This window comes from Rhizobium sp. BR 317, assembly GCF_047445835.1.
Classification (GTDB): Bacteria; Pseudomonadota; Alphaproteobacteria; order Rhizobiales; family Rhizobiaceae; genus Rhizobium; species Rhizobium paranaense.
The window spans coordinates 23126-44802 of sequence record NZ_JARWLB010000029.1; the positions used below are offsets into that span (position 1 = coordinate 23126).

Annotated in this window: 21 protein-coding genes; 7 read left to right on the forward strand and 14 right to left on the reverse strand. The window is 59.6% G+C overall.

Annotated elements, in window-relative coordinates; genetic code table 11:
• Positions 1–209 precede the first annotated feature (209 nt).
• Positions 210–1787, reverse strand: coding sequence for an acid phosphatase (locus tag QD357_RS28965; RefSeq protein ID WP_183940594.1), 1578 nt, complete (start codon positions 1785–1787; stop codon positions 210–212).
• Between the two features lie 160 nt (positions 1788–1947).
• On the opposite strand from QD357_RS28965, the gene QD357_RS28970 reads away from it, so the two are divergent.
• Positions 1948–3183, forward strand: coding sequence for a cytochrome c peroxidase (locus QD357_RS28970; RefSeq protein ID WP_183940632.1), 1236 nt, complete (start codon positions 1948–1950; stop codon positions 3181–3183).
• A 1013-nt stretch (positions 3184–4196) separates the two neighbouring features.
• Entirely contained in the window at positions 4197–4544 is a 348-nt protein-coding gene (locus QD357_RS28975) for a hypothetical protein (RefSeq protein ID WP_414125626.1), read from the forward strand.
• Positions 4545–4993: 449 nt separating this feature from the next.
• Here QD357_RS28975 and QD357_RS28980 read toward each other — a convergent pair whose 3' ends face one another.
• From QD357_RS28980 to QD357_RS28995, 4 genes are read right to left on the reverse strand one after another with little or no spacing between them, the layout of a single operon-like run.
• Positions 4994–5290 (reverse strand): metal-sulfur cluster assembly factor, encoded by a 297-nt coding sequence (locus QD357_RS28980; protein WP_183940598.1) that lies wholly within the window; start codon positions 5288–5290, stop codon positions 4994–4996.
• Positions 5277–5798, reverse strand: a complete 522-nt coding sequence (locus QD357_RS28985) for a DUF2249 domain-containing protein (RefSeq protein WP_414125609.1) — start codon at positions 5796–5798, stop codon at positions 5277–5279. The genes QD357_RS28980 and QD357_RS28985 overlap by 14 nt, the downstream gene beginning before the upstream one ends.
• Positions 5782–7155 carry a hypothetical protein gene (locus QD357_RS28990; protein ID WP_414125610.1) on the reverse strand — a complete coding sequence of 458 codons (1374 nt, stop codon included), beginning with the start codon at positions 7153–7155 and terminating at the stop codon, positions 5782–5784. The genes QD357_RS28985 and QD357_RS28990 overlap by 17 nt, the downstream gene beginning before the upstream one ends.
• 17 nt (positions 7156–7172) lie before the next feature.
• A complete protein-coding gene (locus QD357_RS28995; protein ID WP_183940603.1) occupies positions 7173–7457 on the reverse strand; it encodes a DUF2249 domain-containing protein in 285 nt (94 codons plus the stop codon).
• A gap of 215 nt (positions 7458–7672) precedes the next feature.
• Between QD357_RS28995 and hemN the strand changes: the two genes are divergently transcribed.
• The gene (gene hemN, locus QD357_RS29000; RefSeq protein WP_414125612.1) at positions 7673–9025 is read left to right on the forward strand and encodes an oxygen-independent coproporphyrinogen III oxidase; all 1353 of its coding nucleotides are present in this window, start codon (positions 7673–7675) and stop codon (positions 9023–9025) included.
• Positions 9026–9193: 168 nt separating this feature from the next.
• On the opposite strand, the gene QD357_RS29005 is transcribed toward hemN, so the two are convergent.
• The 6 genes from QD357_RS29005 to QD357_RS29030 form a co-directional block, all read right to left on the reverse strand.
• Positions 9194–11089: a nitric oxide reductase activation protein NorD gene (locus tag QD357_RS29005; RefSeq protein WP_183940607.1), complete on the reverse strand. Its 1896-nt coding sequence runs from the start codon at positions 11087–11089 to the stop codon at positions 9194–9196.
• 11 nt (positions 11090–11100) lie between these two features.
• Positions 11101–11913: a CbbQ/NirQ/NorQ/GpvN family protein gene (locus QD357_RS29010; RefSeq protein ID WP_414125613.1), complete on the reverse strand. Its 813-nt coding sequence runs from the start codon at positions 11911–11913 to the stop codon at positions 11101–11103.
• Between the two features lie 25 nt (positions 11914–11938).
• Positions 11939–13279 carry a cbb3-type cytochrome c oxidase subunit I gene (locus QD357_RS29015; RefSeq protein WP_414125614.1) on the reverse strand — a complete coding sequence of 447 codons (1341 nt, stop codon included), beginning with the start codon at positions 13277–13279 and terminating at the stop codon, positions 11939–11941.
• Positions 13280–13298: 19 nt separating this feature from the next.
• Entirely contained in the window at positions 13299–13751 is a 453-nt protein-coding gene (locus tag QD357_RS29020; protein ID WP_183940612.1) for a c-type cytochrome, read from the reverse strand.
• Positions 13752–13903: 152 nt separating this feature from the next.
• Complete coding sequence (locus QD357_RS29025) at positions 13904–14191, reverse strand: cytochrome C oxidase subunit IV family protein (protein WP_183940614.1); 288 nt, start codon at positions 14189–14191, stop codon at positions 13904–13906.
• Positions 14188–14733, reverse strand: a complete 546-nt coding sequence (locus tag QD357_RS29030; RefSeq protein ID WP_246451594.1) for a cytochrome c oxidase subunit 3 — start codon at positions 14731–14733, stop codon at positions 14188–14190. The genes QD357_RS29025 and QD357_RS29030 overlap by 4 nt, the downstream gene beginning before the upstream one ends.
• Positions 14734–14924: 191 nt before the next feature.
• Between QD357_RS29030 and QD357_RS29035 the strand changes: the two genes are divergently transcribed.
• Positions 14925–15080 (forward strand): hypothetical protein, encoded by a 156-nt coding sequence (locus QD357_RS29035; RefSeq protein ID WP_183940616.1) that lies wholly within the window; start codon positions 14925–14927, stop codon positions 15078–15080.
• Positions 15081–15091: 11 nt separating this feature from the next.
• On the opposite strand, the gene QD357_RS29040 is transcribed toward QD357_RS29035, so the two are convergent.
• Positions 15092–15436: a hypothetical protein gene (locus QD357_RS29040; RefSeq protein WP_183940617.1), complete on the reverse strand. Its 345-nt coding sequence runs from the start codon at positions 15434–15436 to the stop codon at positions 15092–15094.
• Positions 15437–15793: 357 nt separating this feature from the next.
• On the opposite strand from QD357_RS29040, the gene petA reads away from it, so the two are divergent.
• Genes petA through QD357_RS29055 form a run of 3 tightly spaced genes read left to right on the forward strand, consistent with a single transcriptional unit; the run spans position 15794 to position 18539 of the window.
• The gene (gene petA, locus QD357_RS29045) at positions 15794–16372 is read left to right on the forward strand and encodes a ubiquinol-cytochrome c reductase iron-sulfur subunit (RefSeq protein ID WP_183940619.1); all 579 of its coding nucleotides are present in this window, start codon (positions 15794–15796) and stop codon (positions 16370–16372) included.
• 10 nt (positions 16373–16382) lie between these two features.
• Positions 16383–17657 (forward strand): cytochrome b, encoded by a 1275-nt coding sequence (locus QD357_RS29050; protein WP_414125615.1) that lies wholly within the window; start codon positions 16383–16385, stop codon positions 17655–17657.
• Positions 17658–17681: 24 nt separating this feature from the next.
• Entirely contained in the window at positions 17682–18539 is an 858-nt protein-coding gene (locus QD357_RS29055) for a cytochrome c1 (protein ID WP_414125616.1), read from the forward strand.
• Between the two features lie 490 nt (positions 18540–19029).
• On the opposite strand, the gene QD357_RS29060 is transcribed toward QD357_RS29055, so the two are convergent.
• Both QD357_RS29060 and QD357_RS29065 read right to left on the reverse strand, forming a co-directional pair.
• A complete protein-coding gene (locus QD357_RS29060) occupies positions 19030–19473 on the reverse strand; it encodes a pseudoazurin (RefSeq protein ID WP_183939838.1) in 444 nt (147 codons plus the stop codon).
• A 280-nt stretch (positions 19474–19753) separates the two neighbouring features.
• Positions 19754–21676 (reverse strand): PAS domain S-box protein, encoded by a 1923-nt coding sequence (locus QD357_RS29065; protein ID WP_414125617.1) that lies wholly within the window; start codon positions 21674–21676, stop codon positions 19754–19756.
• Position 21677: the final 1 nt, after the last annotated feature.

Below are 21677 nucleotides of genomic sequence, written 5' to 3' on the forward strand. Positions count from 1 at the left end.
CGGAGGCGGCGCAGGCCCAAGGTTTAGGCGTATGTAGGCCGGTGTCTGCCTCGAGTGAACATATGAATGCATCGTGCCCGAGACCACGTCGATGACGATTCGGAATGGTTCGATTTGAAAACCGACGGCTTCGATTTCCTGATTCTGGTTCTAGGTGGGTGCTGATTATGGAAGGACTGGCCCATTCCACAATCAACACATCGCCTGCCTCACTTTTGCGTAAGCATAAGTGCACTGGTCAGATCGCCGAGCGGCTTCTGTTTGCGCGCCGCGATAGCAGCGTCGCGCACGGTGATGCCATGGAGCGTCGGGAGTTCGAAGCGGCGCGTGATGAAACGTAGGATCGAGGTCGTGTCCATTGGCGTGTGATCGACGAAGCCGTGCCGCGCAAAGGGCGAGACGATAATGGCTGGAATACGTGAACCCGGTCCCCAACGGTCGCCTTTGGGCGGCGCCACGTGATCCCAAATGCCGCCATTTTCGTCATAGGTGACGACGACCAGCATATGAGGCCATTGTGGACTCTTCTCAAGATGCGCGATCAGGTCGGCGATATGGGCATCGCCGGCCTCGATATCGGCATAGCCGGAGTGCTCGTTAAGATTGCCTTGGGGCTTATAGAAAGAGACTTGCGGCAGCGTGCCGGCATCGATCGCTTTGATGAACTCAGTGCCGCCTAAGCCGCCATCCCTCAGATGCTCGGCCCTGGCCGCGGTGCCGGGAGCGAAATTGGCATAATAGTTGAAAGGCTGGTGGTGATATTGAAGATTCGGCACCGGCTCCTTGTTGCCATGGTCGAGCACATCCTGCCAAGCCCCGCTATACCAAGCCCAAGTCACATGCTTGAGGCTGAGCATATCGCCGATGGTGGGCTCTATCTGTGGCGGCAATGTTGTTGGCTTGTTCGGGTCTGCCAGTGCTTTGTCGCCGTCCGGCGCGGGACCATTGCCACTCGGCTGATAGGGTGGCTGCATGGTGTTGACGGCGTAGAAATCGGGCGTGAGATTGCCATCGCCGGCGAACTTCGGAATGCCATCCATCGCGGATTTTGGCGAGTTGGCGGCGGCCTTGAGCGTMACCCCGTCCGGCTCGACCACTGCGATCGAAGGCTTAGCGGCGCTGGTGTCGGCGTTGGGATAATAGGGCGCACAGGCACAAATCAGCCATTGGTGGTTGAAGAAGGAGCCGCCGAAAGCGCCCATGAAGAAATTATCGGCCAGCGCGTATTTCTGAGCGACTTTCCACATCGCCGTCTTCGAGCCGTCCCAAAAGCTCATCGCTAGCGCGCCTGAATCGGCATAGGCGACGAATTTATCGTTGCGTCCGCCATCGATCTGCATCTGGTTCTGATAGTAGCGGTGCCAGAGGTCGCGCGTGATTGTATTCGAAGTGAGGTTGAACCCTTTGGGGTCGTCTGCGCGGAACGGCCGATTGGGGAGGTGCTCGGTCTCCGCTTGGGTCACCGGCGGTGTGACGCCTTTGGCGGTGAGGCCCTCCCAGATCGGCGGTAACTCACGGAAAGGCCTGCCGTCGCGATCGCGCTGGATGCGGGCACTTGCCGGCGCCTTCGAAACCCCGTTAGCCCCTGGGAAGCTGCCGTAGAGATTGTCGAAGCTTCGATTTTCCGCATAGATTACCACCACGGTATCGATCAGCTTCAGATCACCGGTGGTATTCCGCGCAGACCCAGCCGTTGCGCCGGAGGCGCTACCGCCGGCGATGGCAGGACCAAAAGCCGTCACAGAAAGACTTAAGGCGCAGACGGCCGCAGCAGAGATCGATTTCATTTGGATTGGCCTCCCCAGAATTCGGTGGGTGTACCTCCACCGCGGACGACAGCTTATCCGGGCGAATAGCTAACGCAAGCTCTAATTGAAATGATTCTAAAATCCGTCTAACGATATTTTGGACGGACCTGAGATTGCAGTGAAGGACACGACCATAACGATGCAATCCAAATCGCGAACAAGACAGTGGGTCGGGATTTGTACTGCTGCATTGTTGTTGACGACGACCTCGGTCCATACGGGTCAAGCTGTGTCGCGGGCGGACGTGCGACGGCAAGCACAAGCATTGAACGCGCTCGGGAAAGCCCTCTTCTTTGATCCCTCCCTGTCAGCATCCGGCAAGATGGCCTGCTCTTCCTGCCACGATCCCAACCACGCCTTCGGGCCGACCAATGACCAGGCCGTGCAACTCGGCGGCGGCGACTTGCATCAGCCGGGCCTACGGGCGGTGCCTTCGCTCAAATATCTGCAGGTGGTGCCGCCCTTCACCGAGCACTTCTTTGAATCCGAGGACGAAGCCGACGAAAGTGTCGACAATGGGCCGACCGGTGGCCTGACCTGGGACGGCCGGGTCGATCGCGGCTGGGAGCAAGCCAAGATTCCCCTGCTGTCTGACTTCGAGATGGGCAATAAAAGTGAAGCTGACGTGGCTGGCCGCGTGCTCGCGGCGCGCTACGGCAAGGCGATCACCGATATTGCCGGGTTAAAGGCCGGCAGTGATCCGGCGATCGTCTTTCGAACGGCGGTCAAGGCGTTGGAAGTCTTTCAGCAGGACTATCGGACCTTCTATCCCTATTCGAGCAAATATGACGCGGTACTGGCCGGCAAGGCTCAGCTCACACCACAAGAGGCAAGGGGGCTCGACGTGTTCAATGCAGCCGAGAAGGGGAACTGTGCTTCCTGTCACGTCAGTCAGCGCGGCAATGATGGCACGCCGCCGCAGTTCACCGATTACGGGCTGATCGCCATCGGCGTTCCCCGCAATCGCGACATTCCTGCGAACAAGGATCCGGCGTTCTACGATCTCGGCCTATGCGGTCCCCTGCGCACCGACTTCATTGGGCGTGAGGATTATTGCGGGCTCTTTCGCACACCAACACTGCGCAACGTCGCTCTTCGCAAGACCTTCTTCCACAATGGCGACATTCACTCTCTGCGTGACGCCGTACGCTTCTACGTGGAACGGGAGACCCATCCGGAGCGCTGGTATCCTCGCAGGCCCGACGGGAGCGTTGACAAATACGATGATCTGCCGGCGGCGGCGAAGGCCAACATCAACACCGACCCACCTTTCGATCGCAAGACAGGAGACGAGCCGGCGCTCTCTCCCGCTGAAATCGACGACGTCGTAGCCTTCCTCGGCACGCTCACTGACGGCTACGAACCATCGGAGTGAGGGCGTGAGCGGCCATGATTTGCCCGATGCTGTCGCTTGCTCGGCAGATCGAGTAGCCGGGCGATAGTTTCCGCACCCTTGCCAGAAACCGTTATCTTGCCGCTATCGCCTATTTGGAGTTCAGTTCCGTTTGAGAAGCTGAGGGACCAGCCGTCATCGGCGTCTAGGCGGCGCCTGTCCGTTAGTTCGATACCGGCCGCAGAGACAAGCGCAATCGCCTTATCGACGTCCATGATCATCCCCCATGCAAGAACCCCTCGAGCATTTGTACTAGCGGTCTTCGTGGTCCACAAGCACGCTGCAAAATGCTCAAAAATCTAGCCGTGCGTCGAGGAGCGGGTTCGGCGTGAGCCTCACAGCGACTATTGCGTCACGCGGACGAATGGATCCTGAGCGTAGTTCCGATTCCGCTTGGACGCTTTCCGTCTTCCATCACATACCGTGGAAGGTTCGGCTCCGCCTTGTGGGGCAAGGCAGAGCCGGGAACCGAACAACGGCTCACTGAGTGCGCTCAAGTGTCGGGGAAACTTGTCCGCCTCCTAATTTTATACTACCAAAAGACGAATTTCTAGATGCTAAATCATGCCGCACCGGCGCGGATTCGACGACGGTTTGGGGTACCAAACGCCAACCGTCTCAAGTGCCCCTTCCAACATACTGTGGGGACAACGGTCGTCTCTACGATCATTGGAATGTGGTGCACGGACGACTGACCAGATCCAGGTCCGAATATATGATGAAAGCGGGTGATGAGGAGGATTGCTTTGACCAAGTCACCCCCATCTCGCTTTTCAGCGGTTGCTTTTTCACCGCCGTCGGCATCCTTGCCACTGCCGCCTTCTCCGGCCTGACGGGCGACGTAAAGCAGAGTGCCCTGCCTGCTCTGTTCATGTTGCTGGATGCTGCCCGCGGCAGTGACCGCGGCTTTCGATGGAACGCTCGTTGTCCTCGGCCGCCTGCGTCAACGCGCGATCGTCAGGACTACGGGAGAGACGTCGGGCCTGACCACCGCAATGGTGTTGCTCCACCTCCATGCCCATGCGTCGGCGCTCGCCGGGGCCAAAATAGTTTGCCAGCTCGTTCTCCTTTTTGGATCGGCGCGCGCCGCGAGGCGGCTACCGCGCCTACATGTGACCAAACCCATTCTTGTTGAGGACATGGCGTTTTCGCGCCAGATCGTCGGCAATCGTCTGGTTGTATTTCTCGCCTCGTATTCGGGCACGCTCGTCGTCGGAAGCTTTCTCGGAATAGCGCAGTATCGTCGCCATTGTTTCGGAGCTGCTGGGCGAGCCGGTACGATCGTTGAGTTGGGTATATCCTCCAGATCGGCGCAGGCGCGCTGGCCTATGCCGCTATACTGATGGTCACAATCCAAATAGGCAGGCGTCTGCGTTGGCTAACATGGGAATAAGGAGCCGCAAGGACTTGCGCCCCATCAATCCTGCCGTCATCTCGTCCGATGCCGTAATTTGCTGAAGCTGCCGGAACACGCGTTGTGTTATAGGCATCCGATCGCCGCGCGCGAACGCGCATCGGTGCACCAACGCATCCGAATCTGCCACAACACCAGTATCCACTCATTGTTGAACGAAAATCCGTTCAATCGGGTTCGGACATTAACAGGGCAGTCCACAAGTCTATCGCTCACCAACTGAAGAGAGGACGGACAGAGCCATAGGAACCTGCGGATTCACGATCATATTGCCGTAAACAAGGGTGTTGTCGAAATTCGTTGGTGGCAAGGATACGGACAGGCGGCCTGGAGCGCCCTTGCAGGAGCCCTCCCAGCCTATCGGCATCGAGACCCCGTTCAAAAGCTCATCAGATCGGCCATTTCGGGTGACCACGGCGGATCATAGACCAGGTTGACGACGGCTTCGCTGACGTTCGCAAGCGTCTCGATCCTGGCTTTCGCCGCCTGGGATAGAAATTCCGAGGCCGGACAGAAGCGGGTGGTGGTTGTCATCTCGACCGTTACGACGCCGCCATCTGAAATCGAGACATCATAGATCAGGCCGAGGTCGACGATGTTGGTTCCGACCTCGGGATCGTCGATCTCCCGGAGGGCATCAAGCACGTCCTCCCGTGTCGGGTCAGTTCCGCGCATCGCTGCCATCCATCGGCGTCGCCCGGATCATGATCCGGTATACGCTACCCGTCTCATCAAAGTTGCCGATCCACTCGTGCCCTCGTTCCTTCAGCTCGTTGAACAGGAAGACCGGCTCGCGGTTCAACAGCGCGAAAAGCACTTCGCCGCTTGCCATCGTCTCCAGCCTTGCCAGGATTCTTTCCATGGGTTCGGGGGGAGGTAGATCGGTGAGGTCGAGGTTCCAAACTGGCTCGGGCCAAATCGCTTCCGCGTCGCCTTTCCGGGCATCGTCTGCAGCGGCAACGGGAAGGAACTCGATCTCCCAATCGTCTTCCGCGAGCCGCCGCGCGGTGTAGGTGAAACCCCGCTGCGAGAGCTGCCGGATCAGCGGCCTGGGCTCAAAAATGGCGTGAAGCCTGACACCTTCGCCTGGAGCAAGGCTGGCAAAGGTATCCATGATCAGTTGAAAGGGCATCCCGCCACCGCGCAGGATCTGTCGTACGTCGAGTTCACGAAGCTGAACCATTGGCGTTACCTCTATTGTTGCCGGCAAAAAAGAATGATGGATGTTTGAACGGGAATTGCTTGGCTTCGGCGTCTACGCCAACGAGGCCTCGCGACAGTGCGAGCTCCACGGCAAGCGCTGCGGTCGAAAGCGCCTGAACGAACGCAGCCATGCGGAAGGCGTCATCCCATTGTAGAAAGATCGCGGCCGCGGCGCAGACGACCGCCACGTAGAAAGCACCGAGCCAAATGGACGACCGGCCGGCGGCAACAAGGTCCGCCAGGCGTGGCGTCGGACGCCGTCCGAGGAGCGGACCGAACGCCTCGATCCATGTGAGGAAGGGTACGATCTTCAGGAGCTGCGCGAGCCCGAGGCCGCTCAGCCAGCCGAAGACGAAGAGATAGGAGAGTGCGATGATGGCATGTTGGCCAGCGTGGAAGACAAGCGCGAAAGCCAGAAGCGGAACCGAAGCGCCGAGCAGGACGAACGCTGGCAGAGACCAGAAGGTATTTAGCTCAAGAGTCTTCCGGCGACGGCCGCGATAGGTGCGAAACAGTTCGGCCAGGTATGCCGCGGTGGCGATCAAAAGGAAGAAGGGCGCGAGAAGGGCCAACGTGCCCGCGGCGACATTGGCGTCGAAGACGAGCGCGATGGCAGCGCAGACAAGAAGGCCAACCACTGCCCACCCGCCACTGTAAAGCAAAACGGACCGCTTCATGTCGTTCGACAGCAGAAACATCGGCAGCAGCTTATAGGTGACCCCGATCGCACCGAACGTCATCCAGCCGCCCAGTCCGAGGCCGGCATGCAACGGCGCGGCGTCGACCACGAAGGACACGACGGACGGTATGCCGACGGTGCCGGAGATCACGAGCGCAAAGAGCGCGCCCAGAGCGACAGTCGCCGCCAGGCTGCAAATTCCGATGAGGAGAAAGCGCGACGCTTCATGGGCGTTTCGCCCGCGCCAGAGAAGTGCGAAGAGCACGGAGGCGATCGACAGGATCGAAATAACCAGAACTGACGCGGCGGTGACCATGACTGGACCGGCCATCACAGAGCCGTTTTCGATCAGCCTGAAACCGCACAGAAGCAGTCCCAGCCCGAAAACCACGCCGCCAAGGACCGTCAGACCGAGATTGCCGGTCGGCAGGCTTAGCCCCGTCACGACAGGTCCGAATTGCAGAAGGGCTCCGATCATCAGCAGGCCCAGCCATCCGATCGTCGTTGAGTGCACGATGATGAGCGCACGGGGCTCGGCGATATCAAGTGACGGCACCCGGCTTCCGGTCGCAAGCAAGCCTTCCGCGAAGAGCAGAAATAAGAGCGCCGCTGCGAAATAGGACATCGTCCATCGCGACAGGCTCGTGCCCATTGGCATCATCGTGCCTCCCCGCGTCAGTGGCTGCCGCAGCAGCAGTCGCAGCCGGCGTCGAGGCGCGTAATCTCGACACGCCACACCTCCGGTCCCTGCTCCAGATATTCCCAGGAAAACTTGCCGGGTAGGGCAGTTTCCAATTGATACTGGAGCGGTCGTGGCTCGTGGTCGCTCGTAATGTGGAGGACTGCACCCGGCGTCAGCGCATGAAGAGCGCCAAAAATGCGCGGGTGACGTTCGGCTGGCCGAAGAACTCGGACGTCGATATGCGCGATGTCGATTTGGGTGGGATAGGCGTCGGTCATGCTGGTTCCTTTTGCCGCTGCTCATGAAGTGCGTGGACGACGGCTCGCCCGTTCGTCGATGTTCAAGATACGCGTTCGGGAATCTGCGAACTTTGACAGCGAACAAACATCAGGAAAGTTTCGGATAGTCGGAGTTCCCCTTCATTGACTTATGACAAGGAAGGCTTTCCCGCCGGCGGGCATAAGGAGCCATGAGCTTCATAAGGGAAAAGAAGATGTCCAACGCCCTGGTGGCCAAATACGGCGAAGCCCGCCTGCCACGCTACACGAGTTATCCCACCGCGCCTGCATTCGCGGCCAATGTGGGGCCAGAGGACTATGAGCAGGCCTTGGCAGCCGCTGCGACAGGCGGCCCGGTGTCGCTATATCTCCACGTCCCTTTTTGCCGCGCCATGTGCTGGTATTGCGGCTGTMATACGACCATCACCCGCCACGACGGCCCTATTCTCGACTACCTCGACGTGATGAGCCGGGAGATCGAACTGGTTTCGAAGGCTGCCGGCGGCAACATGCCGGTCAAGAATGTGCATTTCGGCGGCGGCACGCCGACGATCATGAAGCCGCACGAATTTTCAGCTCTCATGACGAAGCTTCGAACGTCGTTTTCCTTTGTGCCGGAAGCCAGCGTGGCGGTCGAGATCGACCCTCGGACGCTTACAAGCGAAATGATCATCGCGCTCGGCGAGAACGGCGTCGACAGAGCAAGTCTTGGCGTCCAGAGCTTTGATCCGGTCGTCCAGAAGGCGATCAACCGCATCCAGACGTTCAGCCAGACGAAGGCGGCGGTTGCAGGCCTGCTGGCTTACGGCGTTTCGAGCATCAACTTCGACCTCATCTATGGCCTGCCTTTTCAAACCGTCGACTCCTGCGTCGAAACGGTGAAGATGGCGATCGAGCTGCGGCCGGAGCGGTTCGCGGTTTTCGGATACGCTCACGTCCCCGCATTCAAGAAGCATCAACGGCTCATCGACGAGTCCGCGCTTCCAGGGGCCCAAGAGCGCAACGAGCAGGCTGAAGCCATTGCAGAGGCCCTCGTCGCCGCAGGATACGTCCGAATCGGCCTCGATCATTTTGCGCTGCCTGATGACGAACTCGCGATCGCGGCCCGCTCCGGCACGCTGCGAAGAAACTTCCAGGGATATACGACGGACGATTGCGAAACCCTCGTCGGCCTGGGGGCCTCCTCCATCGGACGTCTGCCATCCGGTTACTACCAGAACCATGTCGCGATCGGACGGTATGCCGATATGGTCTCTTCCGGCATCCTTCCAACTGCGAAGGGCTATCTTCTCACCCAGGAAGACAGGCTCCGCGGCCGGGTCATCGAACGGCTCATGTGTGATTTTGAGGTCGATCTCGAGGCGCTTAGCCGCGAGGCCGGATACGATGCAGGATTCCTGCTAGAGCGGAACGACAGGTTTCGCGAGTTGGTGGCCGACGGAGTGGTTGCCATTGTCGAAGGCCGCGTCACCGTTTCCAAGGACTCGCGCTTTATGGTCCGTGCTGTGGCAGCGGTGTTCGATGCCTATTTAGGAGCGCTGGGACGAACGCATAGCAAGGCGGCTTAGGCGCCGCCGCAACCTTCACTGCTGATTGGGTCGTAAAGCCCCGGCGAAACCGCTGGCTCCGAGACGTTCGATTTTCATATGACCGTCTCCACAACGCGAAAGCCATGCGCGACCTTCCCCCAGGAAGGTCGTTTCCCTTTCTTGAAGCTATGCACCCGAAGGCACCGGCTACGCCGTCAGGCTCCTGTAGATCGCAGGGAGGGTGCTTGGCAGCTTGGCGATATCAGAGACAAGCGCATATCCGTGGCGGCCGAAGATCGCGGGAAGGTAGTCGCCCGAACTTCGATCCACCGTGACCGCAAAAACGACCTGGCCACGGCCCCGCGCCTCGATGACCGCCCGCCTGCAGTCCTCCAGCGCGAACCTTCCCTCATAGTGATCGACATCGTTTGGCTTCCCGTCGGTCAAGATCATCAGCAGTCTCTTCCTAGCGCCCTGCTTGTCGAGCTGCTGCGAGACGTGCCGGATCGCGGCGCCCATGCGGGTGTAGTAGCCGGGCCTCAGGCTGGCTATGCGGCAGGCGACCGCCGGTGAGAAGCTTTCGTCGAAGCGCTTGACCGAATCGATACGGATCCAGTCGCGTCGGCGCGAGGTGAAGGTTTCGATGGAGAACCTGTCGCCGCAGGCGTCAAGACCGCGTGCGAGCACGTCGAGGGCCTGCATTTCCACATCGAGAATCCTTCTGTTGTCCACCCATGAATCCGTAGACAGGGAGACGTCGACGAGCAGCGAGGTTGCGAGTTCATGCGCAGCCGGTCGGGCGCACTCGTAGATGTGATCGTTCGGCTGCCCCGTGGCGAGAAGATCGATACGCGAGCGGACGACCGCTTCGAGATCGAGATCGCTTCCGTCCAACTGCGCCCGTCGTATTTCGCGCTTTGGACGAAGTGTTTCGAACTGCTTCTTCACCTTGCGAATGACGGACTGATCGCTGGCCAGTGCCATCCGGTCATCGTCCTGAGCCGTCCCGAGCACGACCCGGCAATGATCGGGGAGATACTCCCCCTTGCGATAGTTCCATTCGGGATAGACGAATTCCCCGTGAATGCGCCTGGGATCAGCGGCTTCGGGGGAAAGATCGAGGTCAAAATGAAACTTCGATTTCGGCTTCTCCCTCGTCTCGCTGAGCGTGATTTCGTCCAGATCGTCCGCGGCGGAGGGCTCGTTGTCTTCCCTGTCATCCGTTGGGCGGTCCACAGCCACCATCTCCGCCATGGCGAGAATCTTCTCGAACCGGTTCAGTATGAACGGATCGCGCTTGCGATCGTCGGCGTCCTTCTGGCGCTTGCCTTCATGTGTTGGCTTTTCCGTTTCGTCACGCTGCGAAGCATCGGAGGGAAGATCGTCGCGCTCCGCGTTCATGCCGTCCGCCCCGCCCCGGAAATCCGGCCAGAGTGGAATCGGCAGCATCGGGAGATAACCCGCCGGCGCCGCATGAATCTCGGGCCGGGCGTTGGGCGGGAGATCATGCTCGATCGGAAAGGACAGGGCCGTCATTGCGAAGGTCTCGATCCGAGCCTCGACCGAGGGAAGCCTGCCTCGCTGCCGGCAGGAAACCAGAGCATGGCTCAGGCGTGCATACCGGCTGCTCATGCCGGGAAATGTCTCCACCAATAACCGTGAGTTACGGCGGCCCGCTTCGACGCGGGCGACATCCCGGACGGCTAGGTCGGAGGACATCTGATCAGGCGCAACCGCGACTGCGACCGCGAAATATCCCGCGAGCCAGAAGTATAGGTCGCGATTGAGCTGAGTGTCGTCGAAGATTTCGATCGTCGCCGGAAGGTACAGCGCCGAGTTGTCCCAGGTCGGATGATCGCTCCTCTCTTCGCCGAGGCCTACGACCTGGCGCAGGCGAAGGCGATGGGCGGAGGTCTTCTGCCTCGACTTCTGGATCTGAAGAGTAGACTCGCCGCCGAAGGCGCGGAAGCAGACGGCGAGCTGCGACTTGACGTCCGCGAGTTGTACCGCCTGATCCGGATGGCGCGGCCATGAGCTCGTGTCGCCGACGAAGCGATGCCATGCGCGCCCTACGGTTTCTTCAAGTTCCAGAAATTCCAGCATCGTATCCGATCCTATGCAAACGTTGCCTTGGCCACTTCAAGGAGCGCGGCCTTCACGTCGGGCTCGTCTGTGAGCGGCTCTATGATGGCGGCGCGGACGGCGTCAAAGGTCGGCAGTCCGGCGTCGAGGAGTGTGGCGCAGTAGATCAGCAGTCGGGTCGACACACCTTCTTCCAGATCCTGCCCCTTGAGCGCGCGCAGGCGCCGCGCCAGATCGACGAGCGGAGCGACTTTTCCTTCCGGAAGTCCGCTCTCGGTCGCCACCGTGGCGATCTCCTTTTCACGGGGAAGGAAGTCGAACTCGATCGACACGAAACGCTGACGGGTGCTCGGCTTCAGAGCCTTCATCAGGTTTTGGTAGCCCGGATTATAGGACACGACGACCATGAATCCGGACTGAGCCTCCAAGATCTCGCCCGTCCGTTCAAGCGGAAGGATTCGACGATCATCGGTGAGCGGATGCAGCACGACCGCGACATCCTTGCGCGCTTCGACGATTTCATCCAGGTAGCAGACGCCGCCGTCGCGGACCGCCCTTGTAAGGGGGCCATCGACCCAGACCGTCTCACCGCCCTTGAGCAGGTAGCGGCCGGTCAGGTCGGCGGCCGTGAGGTCATCGTGGCAGGAAACGGTGGAGACTGGCAGTCCAAGCCGCGCGGCCATGTGATGTACGAACCGAGTCTTCCCGCAGCCTGTCGGCCCTTTAAGGAGGACCGGCAACTGCCGGGTCCATGCGCGTTCGAACAGTGCGCATTCGTTGCCTTGAGGCGTATAGTGAGGGATTTCCGCCTTTGGGTTCAGCGGAAGATTGAGAGCTATCGTCATTTCCGATCTCCGTGAGGTAGCCCGCCTATTCGGCGGGCTGAACTGTGGCGTTGATGACGCGCTCGCGGCCTGGAACAAGGACCGACCAAATGAACATGAGCGCGCTGATGAAGACGAATATCCCGGAACCGAGTCTCACCCAGTAGAACAGGCTGAGCTGGTCCTGGACGTCCATGTAGGACTGACCGAGAACGCGCTGCAGATGCACCTGGATGATGCCGGCGAAGGTGAGCGCAAAGGTCATTACGGACATGGCCCCGCACATGATCCAGAAGCTGCCGATCGAGAGCCACTGATTGTAGGGAGCCCGGCCGCGTATCTGCGGGATCGCGTAAGTCATGGCCGCAAGGTTCAGCATGACGTAGGCGCCGAAGAATGCGAGGTGCCCGTGCGCTGCCGTGACCTGTGTTCCGTGGGTGTAATAGTTTACCGATGACAGCGTGTGGAGGAATCCCCAGACGCCCGCTCCGAAGAACGCCATCACGGAGCAGCCGATAGACCAAAGCAGTGCCGCCTTGTTTTCATGCTTACGTCCGGCCCGCCACGTCATCACGAAGGTGAAGACGACCATCGTGAAAAACGGTGCGACTTCCAGCGTCGAGAAGAGCGAGCCGATCCACTGCCAGTAACCAGGCGCGCCGATCCAGTAATAATGATGGCCGGTCCCGAGGATACCAGAGAAGAGTGCGAGGCCTATGATGACGTACAGCCACTTCTCGACGACTTCACGGTCGACACCGTTGAGCTTGATCATCAGAAAGGCGAGAACCGAGGCCATGATCAGTTCCCAGACGCCCTCCACCCACAGATGAACGACCCACCACCAGTACATCTTGTCCAGCGCAAGGTTTGATGGATTGTAGAAGGAGAAAAGGAAGAAGATCGCCACGCCCCAGAGGCCGAAGAGCAGGATGTTCGTGATCGTCGTCTTGCGGCCCTTGAGCGCCGTCATCGTGACGTTGAAAAGGAACATCAGCGCGACGACGACGATGCCGACCTTGATGGGGAAGGGCTGTTCGAGAAATTCGCGGCCTTCATGGATGTGGAAGAGGTATCCGACGACCGCCACGCCCGCAGCGACGAAAAACAGCCAGAACTGCGCAATCGCCAGCTTGGGACTGTACAATTCCGTCTCGCATTCCTCGGGAAGAAGGAAGTAGGTGGTTCCCATGAAACCCATCAGAAGCCAGACGATCAACGCGTTCGTGTGGATCATTCGGACGATATTGAATGGCAGCGTCACCGAAAGGGTATTCGGCAGCACGTAGATCGTGCCGGCCAGCACGCCGAACAGGAGCTGGGCCATGAAAAGGCCGAGAGCCCCGTAGAAATAGAGCATTGCGACGCTCTGTGTCTTGTATCTCATGATTTTGTCCTCTCGCGTCTCAGCCGGCCTGGTTCGGTGGCCAGTTCTGCGTCTTCGTCTTGCTGACCCATTCGAGGAAGTCGGCGAGATCGTTCACTTCTTGGTCCGTCAAGTTGAACTGGGGCATCTGCCGGCGTCCCTCGATGCCGGATGGCTGAGCTGCCATCCATGCATGCAGTGCCTCGCGGGCACTGGCGGGATCTTTGTCCCCGCCCCAGCGGATCCACACGTTGGAAAGTTCGGGCGCGAAGTAGGCGCCTTCGCCATCGATCGTGTGGCAGTTGATGCAGGAATTTCGCTCCCAGATCCGCTTTCCGCGGGCGACGCCGTCCGTCAGTGTCGCCTCGTTGGTGGCAACGGTGCGAATGTAGTAGTGGCTGTGGGCCGTCAGTCCCACGAAGATTGCGAAGAAGAAGGCGGAACCGCCGTAAAAGACGTTGCGGGCCGCGGTTTTTGTCAGGCGTTCAGCCATCGATCACCCTTTCATGTCATTGGCGGAACCGCCGTGACGTCGAAGTTCGAGCCATCTGCTCGTGACCTCTGCATGATTGAATTCGGGGGAGGGGTCTTTGTTAATTCGCAAGCATGCGGGCGAATGCGGTCGCGTCCTTGGTTATCGACGCTTTACTGCCAGACGGCGAGAACCAGGGGCCTCGCGAGCGCAAGAAGCAGGATAGCCGCCGCCCAGGCAATCAGAGCCGGACCAATGGGAGAGCGGCTCCGTCGAAGGTCCAAAAAGTCGAGCACGACGAGTCTCACCTTCGCTACGATCATCGAGGCGATAAGGGCCGGCAGAAGATATTTGGGCATGGCTCCGGTCAAATACCACGAAGACGCCAAGACGCCGGCAGTCAGAAGCACGAGGAGTGCGAAGGTCTGCGTGAGCGCTGTCTCGTCCCGGTGAAATTTCATATCAGATACACCACGGGGAGCATCACCAGCCAAACGATATCGATGACATGCCAGAGCGTGCTGATGAGATGGGCGTTTTGCCGGTTGGGGAAACACGCGACAATCGCCAGGATCACAGATCCAAAGAAAACATGCGCGAGGTGGAACCCTGTCAGCAGCAGGTAGAGTTGCGTGAAGGTGTCAGTCGCGACGATCGATATCCCCTCCACTTGGTATTCGTATAGTTTGATGACGACGAAGAGCAGACCGCCCGCTGCGGCTCCGAGGAGCCGAAGTCTGCTTCGCGAGGTCGGGGAAGCGGCGGAGGCTGCAAGCCAGCCGCTTGTGAGCAGAACTATGGTGTTCAATACAGGGATGCCCTGATGCAAATGCGCTCTTCCGGCCTCGAAATCGGCAGGATGGAGCCACCCTGCGGCAACGAATGCAGCGAGAAGCGCGCCGAATGCCACAAGCTCGCTCCAGGCGAGTATCCAAACGAGCAGGTCTCCCTCGTCGGTGTCCGCAACGTTCCCGTCCGGCTGTGATGTTGCGGTCATGGTCATGGAAGAGCTGTATGTCCATTCGCTGCTTCCTTCTTTGCCGTAACGCAACGACGAACATGGTCGCGGGACTACTGAGAACCCTGAGTTAGTGGCCTATGACTGCCGGGGCTCCCGAAACCGATCGGTTTATTTGATCGATCGCAATGAAACGTCCGCTGAGCGCTCCTATGGTCGCCACGATTGGAGGCCCAATGACCGACGCACAGATTGGACTATCGATAGCGACCCCGGTGATCGTGGTGTTCGCGCTAGCGCTCTACCGCATGGGCGTTCTGCAACGCACGGGCGTTGTTTCCGCCGTTCTGGCTGCCGTCGCCATCGCGGCCAGCCTGTATATGCAGAGGTAGACATGCGATCTTCAAACAATGCCTTTCACGGCCTCGAAGGCTGCTATGATCAGCTTCTTTCCTGGTGCGATCTTCTGGAGGCTGTGGCCGACTTCCTTCCCTGCCATATCGATGAGCGGTTTTGTGAAACGATCACGAAAGGGTTGCTCTCTTGCCTGGACAGCACCTGCGATATGGAAGAGCAGGAGATAGCTTCGCGCCTTGTTCTGATAATGACAAGCGAAGAACTGGCCGGCGCGATCGAACGTATGAAGATGAGCCGGATGTTCGCACGCAAGTCGGCCCAGGATGTCGTGGACGTGCTCGTCGCATTGAAAGCGGGCAAGTGCCCGCTTTCGTGGGATGCTGTCGGCCATCTCCTGCGCTCATTCTTCTGCCCGATGCGTAGTCACATCAAAGAGGAGCGACAGCTCATCGGACGAATCCGCAAAGCGCTCGAGGCCGCGGCACTAGCGCAACGGACTGACGTCGCCACGGAAGCCGCTTAGTATCCGGGCTTTGAGTGGGCAAACTGGACGATATCTCCCAGCGTACACGGGAACGCGATCGAAGCTCGGTCGCTGCCTCGACCCCGTTCTTCGCCTGAACAAGCGCTTCGTCCCGATCTTTGACCCAGCGCAAATACGGCTTTGTTCCCGCATCTTACACGTCGCCAGCGCTGGAGTCGGCACGTCCGTCTCCACTGATCAATCAAGACCGGAAAGGTGCGGGCATTGAACATTGAAAATGAACATGAGGGGCAGGGTGGCGGTGCGACCCGGCGCGATTTCCTCCATCTCGCGACTGGCGCGGCAGGTGCCGCCGGCGTTGCCGCCGTTGCATGGCCGTTTATCGACCAGATGCGCCCCGACGCGTCCACGCTCGCTCTTGCTTCCATCGAAGTCGACGTCTCGAGCCTGGAACCTGGCATGTCGCTGACGGCGAAATGGCGCGGCAAACCGGTCTTCATCCGCAATCGCACCCCGGAAGAGGTGGCTGTGGCTGCTGCCGTGCCTCTTTCGGAGCTAAAGGATCCTACCGCGCGTAATGCCAACCTGCCGGCGAATGCCACGGCTACAGGCACAGAACGCTCGGCGGGTGAGGGCAAGGAGAATTGGATCGTCATGATCGGCTCCTGCACGCATCTGGGCTGCGTGCCGCTCGGTCAGGCCGGAGAATATGGCGGCTGGTTCTGTCCCTGCCACGGTTCGGTCTATGATACCGCCGGTCGCATCCGCAAGGGACCGGCGCCGCAGAATTTGGCGATCCCGCCGTACGCGTTCGTGTCAAACACGGTCGTAAAGATCGGCTGAGGACGAATCCATGAGCGCGCATTCCAGCTATCAGCCTTCGACCACGCTTGAGAAGTGGGTCGATTCACGACTTCCTCTTCCTCGGATGATGTATGACAGTTTCATCGCCTATCCGGTCCCGCGCAATCTGAACTATGCCTATACGTTCGGCGCCATGCTGGCGGTGATGCTGGTCCTGCAGATCCTGACCGGTGTCGTTCTCGCCATGCATTATGCAGCCGATACGACGATCGCCTTCAACTCGGTCGAAAAGATCGTCCGCGACGTCAATCACGGCTGGCTGCTGCGCTACATGCACGCCAACGGCGCCTCCTTCTTCTTCGTGGCGGTCTATCTGCACATCGCCCGCGGTCTGTATTACGGCTCCTACAAGGCGCCGCGCGAAATCCTCTGGATCCTCGGCGTGATCATCTATCTCCTGATGATGGCGACGGCCTTCATGGGCTATGTTCTGCCCTGGGGTCAGATGTCGTTTTGGGGGGCGACCGTCATCACCGGCTTCTTCTCGGCCTTCCCCTGGGTCGGCGATTGGATCCAGACCTTCCTGCTCGGCGGCTTTGCCGTCGACGACCCGACCCTCAACCGCTTCTTCTCGCTGCATTACCTGCTGCCGTTCATGATCGCCGGCGTCGTCGTCCTGCACATCTGGGCGCTGCATGTCACCGGCCAGACGAACCCGACCGGCGTCGAGGTCAAGTCGAAGACCGATACCGTGGCCTTCACGCCCTATGCGACGCTGAAGGATGCGCTCGGCGTCTCCATCTTCCTGCTGGTGTTTGCCTATTTCGTCTTCTATCTGCCGAACTTCCTCGGCCATGCCGACAACTACATTCCGGCCAACCCACTGAAGACGCCGGCCCACATCGTTCCGGAATGGTACTTCCTGCCGTTCTACGCGATGCTGCGTTCGATCACCTTCAACATCGGCCCGATCGATTCCAAGCTCGGCGGCGTCCTGACGATGTTCGGTGCGATCATCGTGCTGTTCTTCCTGCCCTGGCTCGACACCTCGAAGATCCGTTCGGCGGTTTATCGTCCGTGGTACAAGCTGTTCTTCTGGCTGTTCGTCGCCGATGCCATCCTGCTCGGCTGGCTCGGCTCGCAGCCGGCGGAAGGCGTCTACACCACGGCTGCGCAGTTTGCGACGCTGTTCTACTTCCTGTTCTTCCTCGTCGCCATGCCGGTTCTCGGCCTGGTGGAAACCCCGAGACGCATTCCGAATTCGATTACGGAGGCGGTTCTTGAAAAGCAGAGTGGCAAGACAGCCGCTCCGGTTGAAGCATAACCGGCGACGATAGAGGAAGAGAACATGAAAAAGCTTGTTGCCGGCCTTCTGTCGATCGCCCTCATCGGTGGCTTTGCGACGGTTGSWGCCGTTGCCGCGGAGACCAARCCTGCCGCYGAAGCGGCGACGCCGCATTATCCGCTGAAGGAGCCGAGGGAGCAGCACTGGACCTTCTCCGGYCCCTTCGGCTACTACGACAAGGCGCAGCTYCAGCGYGGCCTGAAGGTCTATACGGAAGTCTGCTCCGCCTGTCATTCGATGAAGCTGGTGCCRTTCCGCACGCTGGAAGARCTCGGCTATTCGGAAGCGCAGGTCAAAACCTTCGCGGCGAATTACGAGGTGCAGGACGGCCCGAACGCCCAGGGTGAGATGTTCACCCGCAAGGCGGTTCCGTCCGACCACTTCCCGCCGCCATTCCCGAATGACGAAGCGGCGGCSGCCTCGAACAATGGTGCGGTGCCGCCGGACATGTCGCTGCTTGCCAAGGCGCGTGAGRTCGAACGCGGTTTCCCGCAGTTCATCTTCGATATCTTCACGCAGTATCAGGAAGGCGGCCCGGATTATATCTACTCGCTGCTGACCGGCTATGAAGAGCCGCCGGCCGGCTTCCAGGTGCCGCAGAACTCGCACTACAATCCGTATTTCGATGCGGCKGCGAGCTTTGCCATGCCGAAGCCACTCTCCGACGGCCAGGTCACCTATGACGACGGCTCGCCGCAGACGGTCGACCAATATGCRCGCGACGTTGCCTCCTTCCTGATGTGGGCCTCGGAGCCGCATCTCGARGACCGCAAGCAACTCGGCTTCATGGTCATCATCTTCCTGCTGATCTTCTCGGCGCTGATCTAYCTCACCAAGCGYTCGGTTTACGCGTGCAAGTGATTGGTGGTGCGGCTCGTTCCTCATCAGGAGCGGGCCGCATCATATTGACATGCTGTTCTCGAAAGTGACCGTTCCTTTGGTGAGGTTGCCAGAGCAAATCACAACAGCGCTAGAACGGTGTCGATATTTGCTAGAAAGTGAAGCGGCTTCGGTGGCGAAGAGGATCGAGAAGCCGTGAACCGTCCAGATGGATGGATCGAGCCAGATAAAGCAGCTTCCCCGCCATCTGTTGGGATGTTTTGACAGAGATCCGACACCAAACGCAAGCGATCCGCCGGCGGGGTGACCATCGGCGGATTCGACGCAGTAACTGCGGTATTGCTGTCGATCGGACTTGAGGTGCAGTCGGGTTTTGGATTCAGAAGCGTCGGCCGTGACCCCCGGCCGACGCTTCCCCCCCAATGTGAGGCTGCCCCGTATGAGCCTCACAGGTTCGTCTAAGTTCCAGTTCCTGTACGGGCTGGCGCAAGGGCCGCCCGCGTGAGTTTCGTTACTGGGTGGCCTTAACGAGATCGGCATCCAGGCGCTTGCGAATCATCGGAGGAACCTGAGCAGTCTTAATTGCGGAGACGTTTGCCGGATTGTCGCCAACCTGGATCAGCGCGACCATGCCCATGCCGGCATGCGGCGTGCACTTCACGACATAATCGCCGGCAACGTCGAACTTCTGCTGGAATTGCTCGCTGGGCTTGGACTTGAACTCAGGCGCGCCGTCAGGAATCAGACCCTTATACGTTTCGACGTTGTGGCTCTTGTCGGTGGGGACGAAGGTGACGGTATCTCCGGGAGCGATCTTGATGAAGCCGGGCTCAAATGCCATCGCACCGTCGGCGCCCTTGTTGAGCAATTGAATCTGGTGATCGGCGGCCATCAACGGAGCTGCCGATACAATGAGGGCAGCCGTTGCAGCGATAAGACCGACTTTGAAACGCATCTGGATATCTCCTATTCTATGGGGCCTCGTTGGCCTCGAGAACGTTTCTAGGAGATGTGGACGGTGCGTTCTTTGACGCTCGTCAATTTGGGAAGTGATTCAAGCTTTTTGGAAATGATTCAAGAGTTTCGCGGTTTCGGGATTGTTCGAGGCTGCCTTGATTGCCGGTGGGCCGCCAGCGCTGCGTCTGGATGACGGAGACGACTTCCAGTGCAACGAGCACATTGTTCCGGGCTGGTCCCGCGGGACCGCCAGGGCGAGACACACCCTCTCGTTTGGATCATTTCCGGTCGATAAGGTCCCGGACCCTGGATGCCAGCTCGCGCGCCGTATAGGGCTTCCGCAGCCACTGCGCCCCGGAGATGATATCCTTTTCGGCAAGCCCCGGTTCTGAATATCCCGAAGTGAAGAGGACGGTGATATCCGGCCTGAGTTCGCGGGCCTCTCGCGCCAACTCGTCACCGGTCATACCGCCGGGCATGACGATATCGGTGAAGAGTAGTTCGATTTCCTCGTTTTCCTTTAGGACATCGAGTGCGCGATGGCCGTTTTCCGCTTCAAGCACCGAATATCCCATGTCTGAAAGCCGCGCGACGGCGACACGGCGGACACGAGGATCATCTTCGACGACGAGGACCAGTTCATTGCCGCCTGGCAGGGCGCTCTCGACCTTCGTTGCTCCGCCGGTGTCGCCAAGCCGGGCGCCGGTCTCCGCTGGAAGGTAGATCCGGATCGTCGTGCCCCGTCCGACCTCGCTGTAGATCTGCAGGTGTCCGCCGGACTGCTTGACGAAGCCGTAGACCATGCTGAGGCCGAGACCGGTTCCCGATCCCACCTCCTTAGTCGTGAAAAAAGGCTCGATGGCGCGCTTCTGCACATCCGCGCTCATGCCGATGCCGGTATCGGTCATGGAAATGAGCACGAAGTTGCCGCTGCGGACTTCGGGATACATCTTCGCATAGTCAGCATCGAGGTGGACGCGTGAGACTTCGGTGGTAAGGCTGCCGCCTCTCGGCATCGCATCACGCGCGTTGAGCGCAATGTTCAGGATCGCATTCTGAAGCTGTGATGGGTCGACGAGGACGTTGAAGTTCGATCCCGACAAAACCGTGGAGAGCTTGATGTTCTCGCCGAGCGTACGGCGTAATAGGTCGGAGAAACCGGTGAGGAGTTGGCTAAGATCGGCTGGCTTGGGGTTGAGAGGCTGGCGTCGGCCGAAGGCTAGCAATTGCCCTGTCAGCTTCGCACCATCCGCGGCTGCCGCCTGTGCCTCCCGCAGGATATCCTTGAGCCGGCCTTCCGGAAGCTTGTCCTCGATCATCTCCAAATTTCCGCTGATGACGGTCAGGAGATTGTTGAAATCGTGGGCGAGGCCGCCGGTCAATTGTCCGACCGCTTCCATCTTCTGGGCCTGACGGAGGTCTTCCTCGATTTTGAAGCGGCTGGTCAGATCGCGCACGAAACCGGTGAAAATCCGCTCGCCGTCGGATGTCGCTTCACCGACATGCAGTTCGATCGGAAATTCCGTGCCATCTGCCCGCTGGCCTGTGACCACGCGGCCGTAACCGATGATTCGCTTCTCGCCCGTATCGAGGTAGTGGTCGATATAGCCATCGTGTGCGGCCCGGTAGGGGTTTGGCATCAGATTGCTGACGTTGCGGCCGCAGATTTCGTCGGCCGACATTCCGAAGAGCTTTTCGGCGGCCTTGCTGAAGGAAATGACGATGCCCTTCTGATCGATGACGACCATGGCATCGGGAACGGTGTCGAGGATCGATCTCAGATGCGCTTCGCGCGTGCGGACATCCTGTTCCGCCTTTCTGAGCGCGCTGACGTCGCTATTGGTCTGGATGACGGCCGGCTCGCCGTCCGGCAGGTTCACCAGCACGCACCGGCTGGCGATGAAGATATCGTGGCCGTCCTTGTGGCGATGAACGATCTCGCCGCGCCAAAACCCCCGCGACCTGAGCTGGGCGCGGATTGAGTCCTGCGGTTCCGAAGGGCGCGTCGCGAGGAGATCGTGGACGTTCTCCCCGACGGCTTCCTCACGGGTCCAGCCATAAAGGTTTTCGCTGCCGATCGACCAATGCGTGATGGTTCCCTCGAGGCGGTAGACGATGATGTCGGCCCCGTCGAGCACATGCACCAGCGCATCCAGTTCCTGTGGCGATGCGGTACGAGGCGAAATGAGGCGATGAGGCATG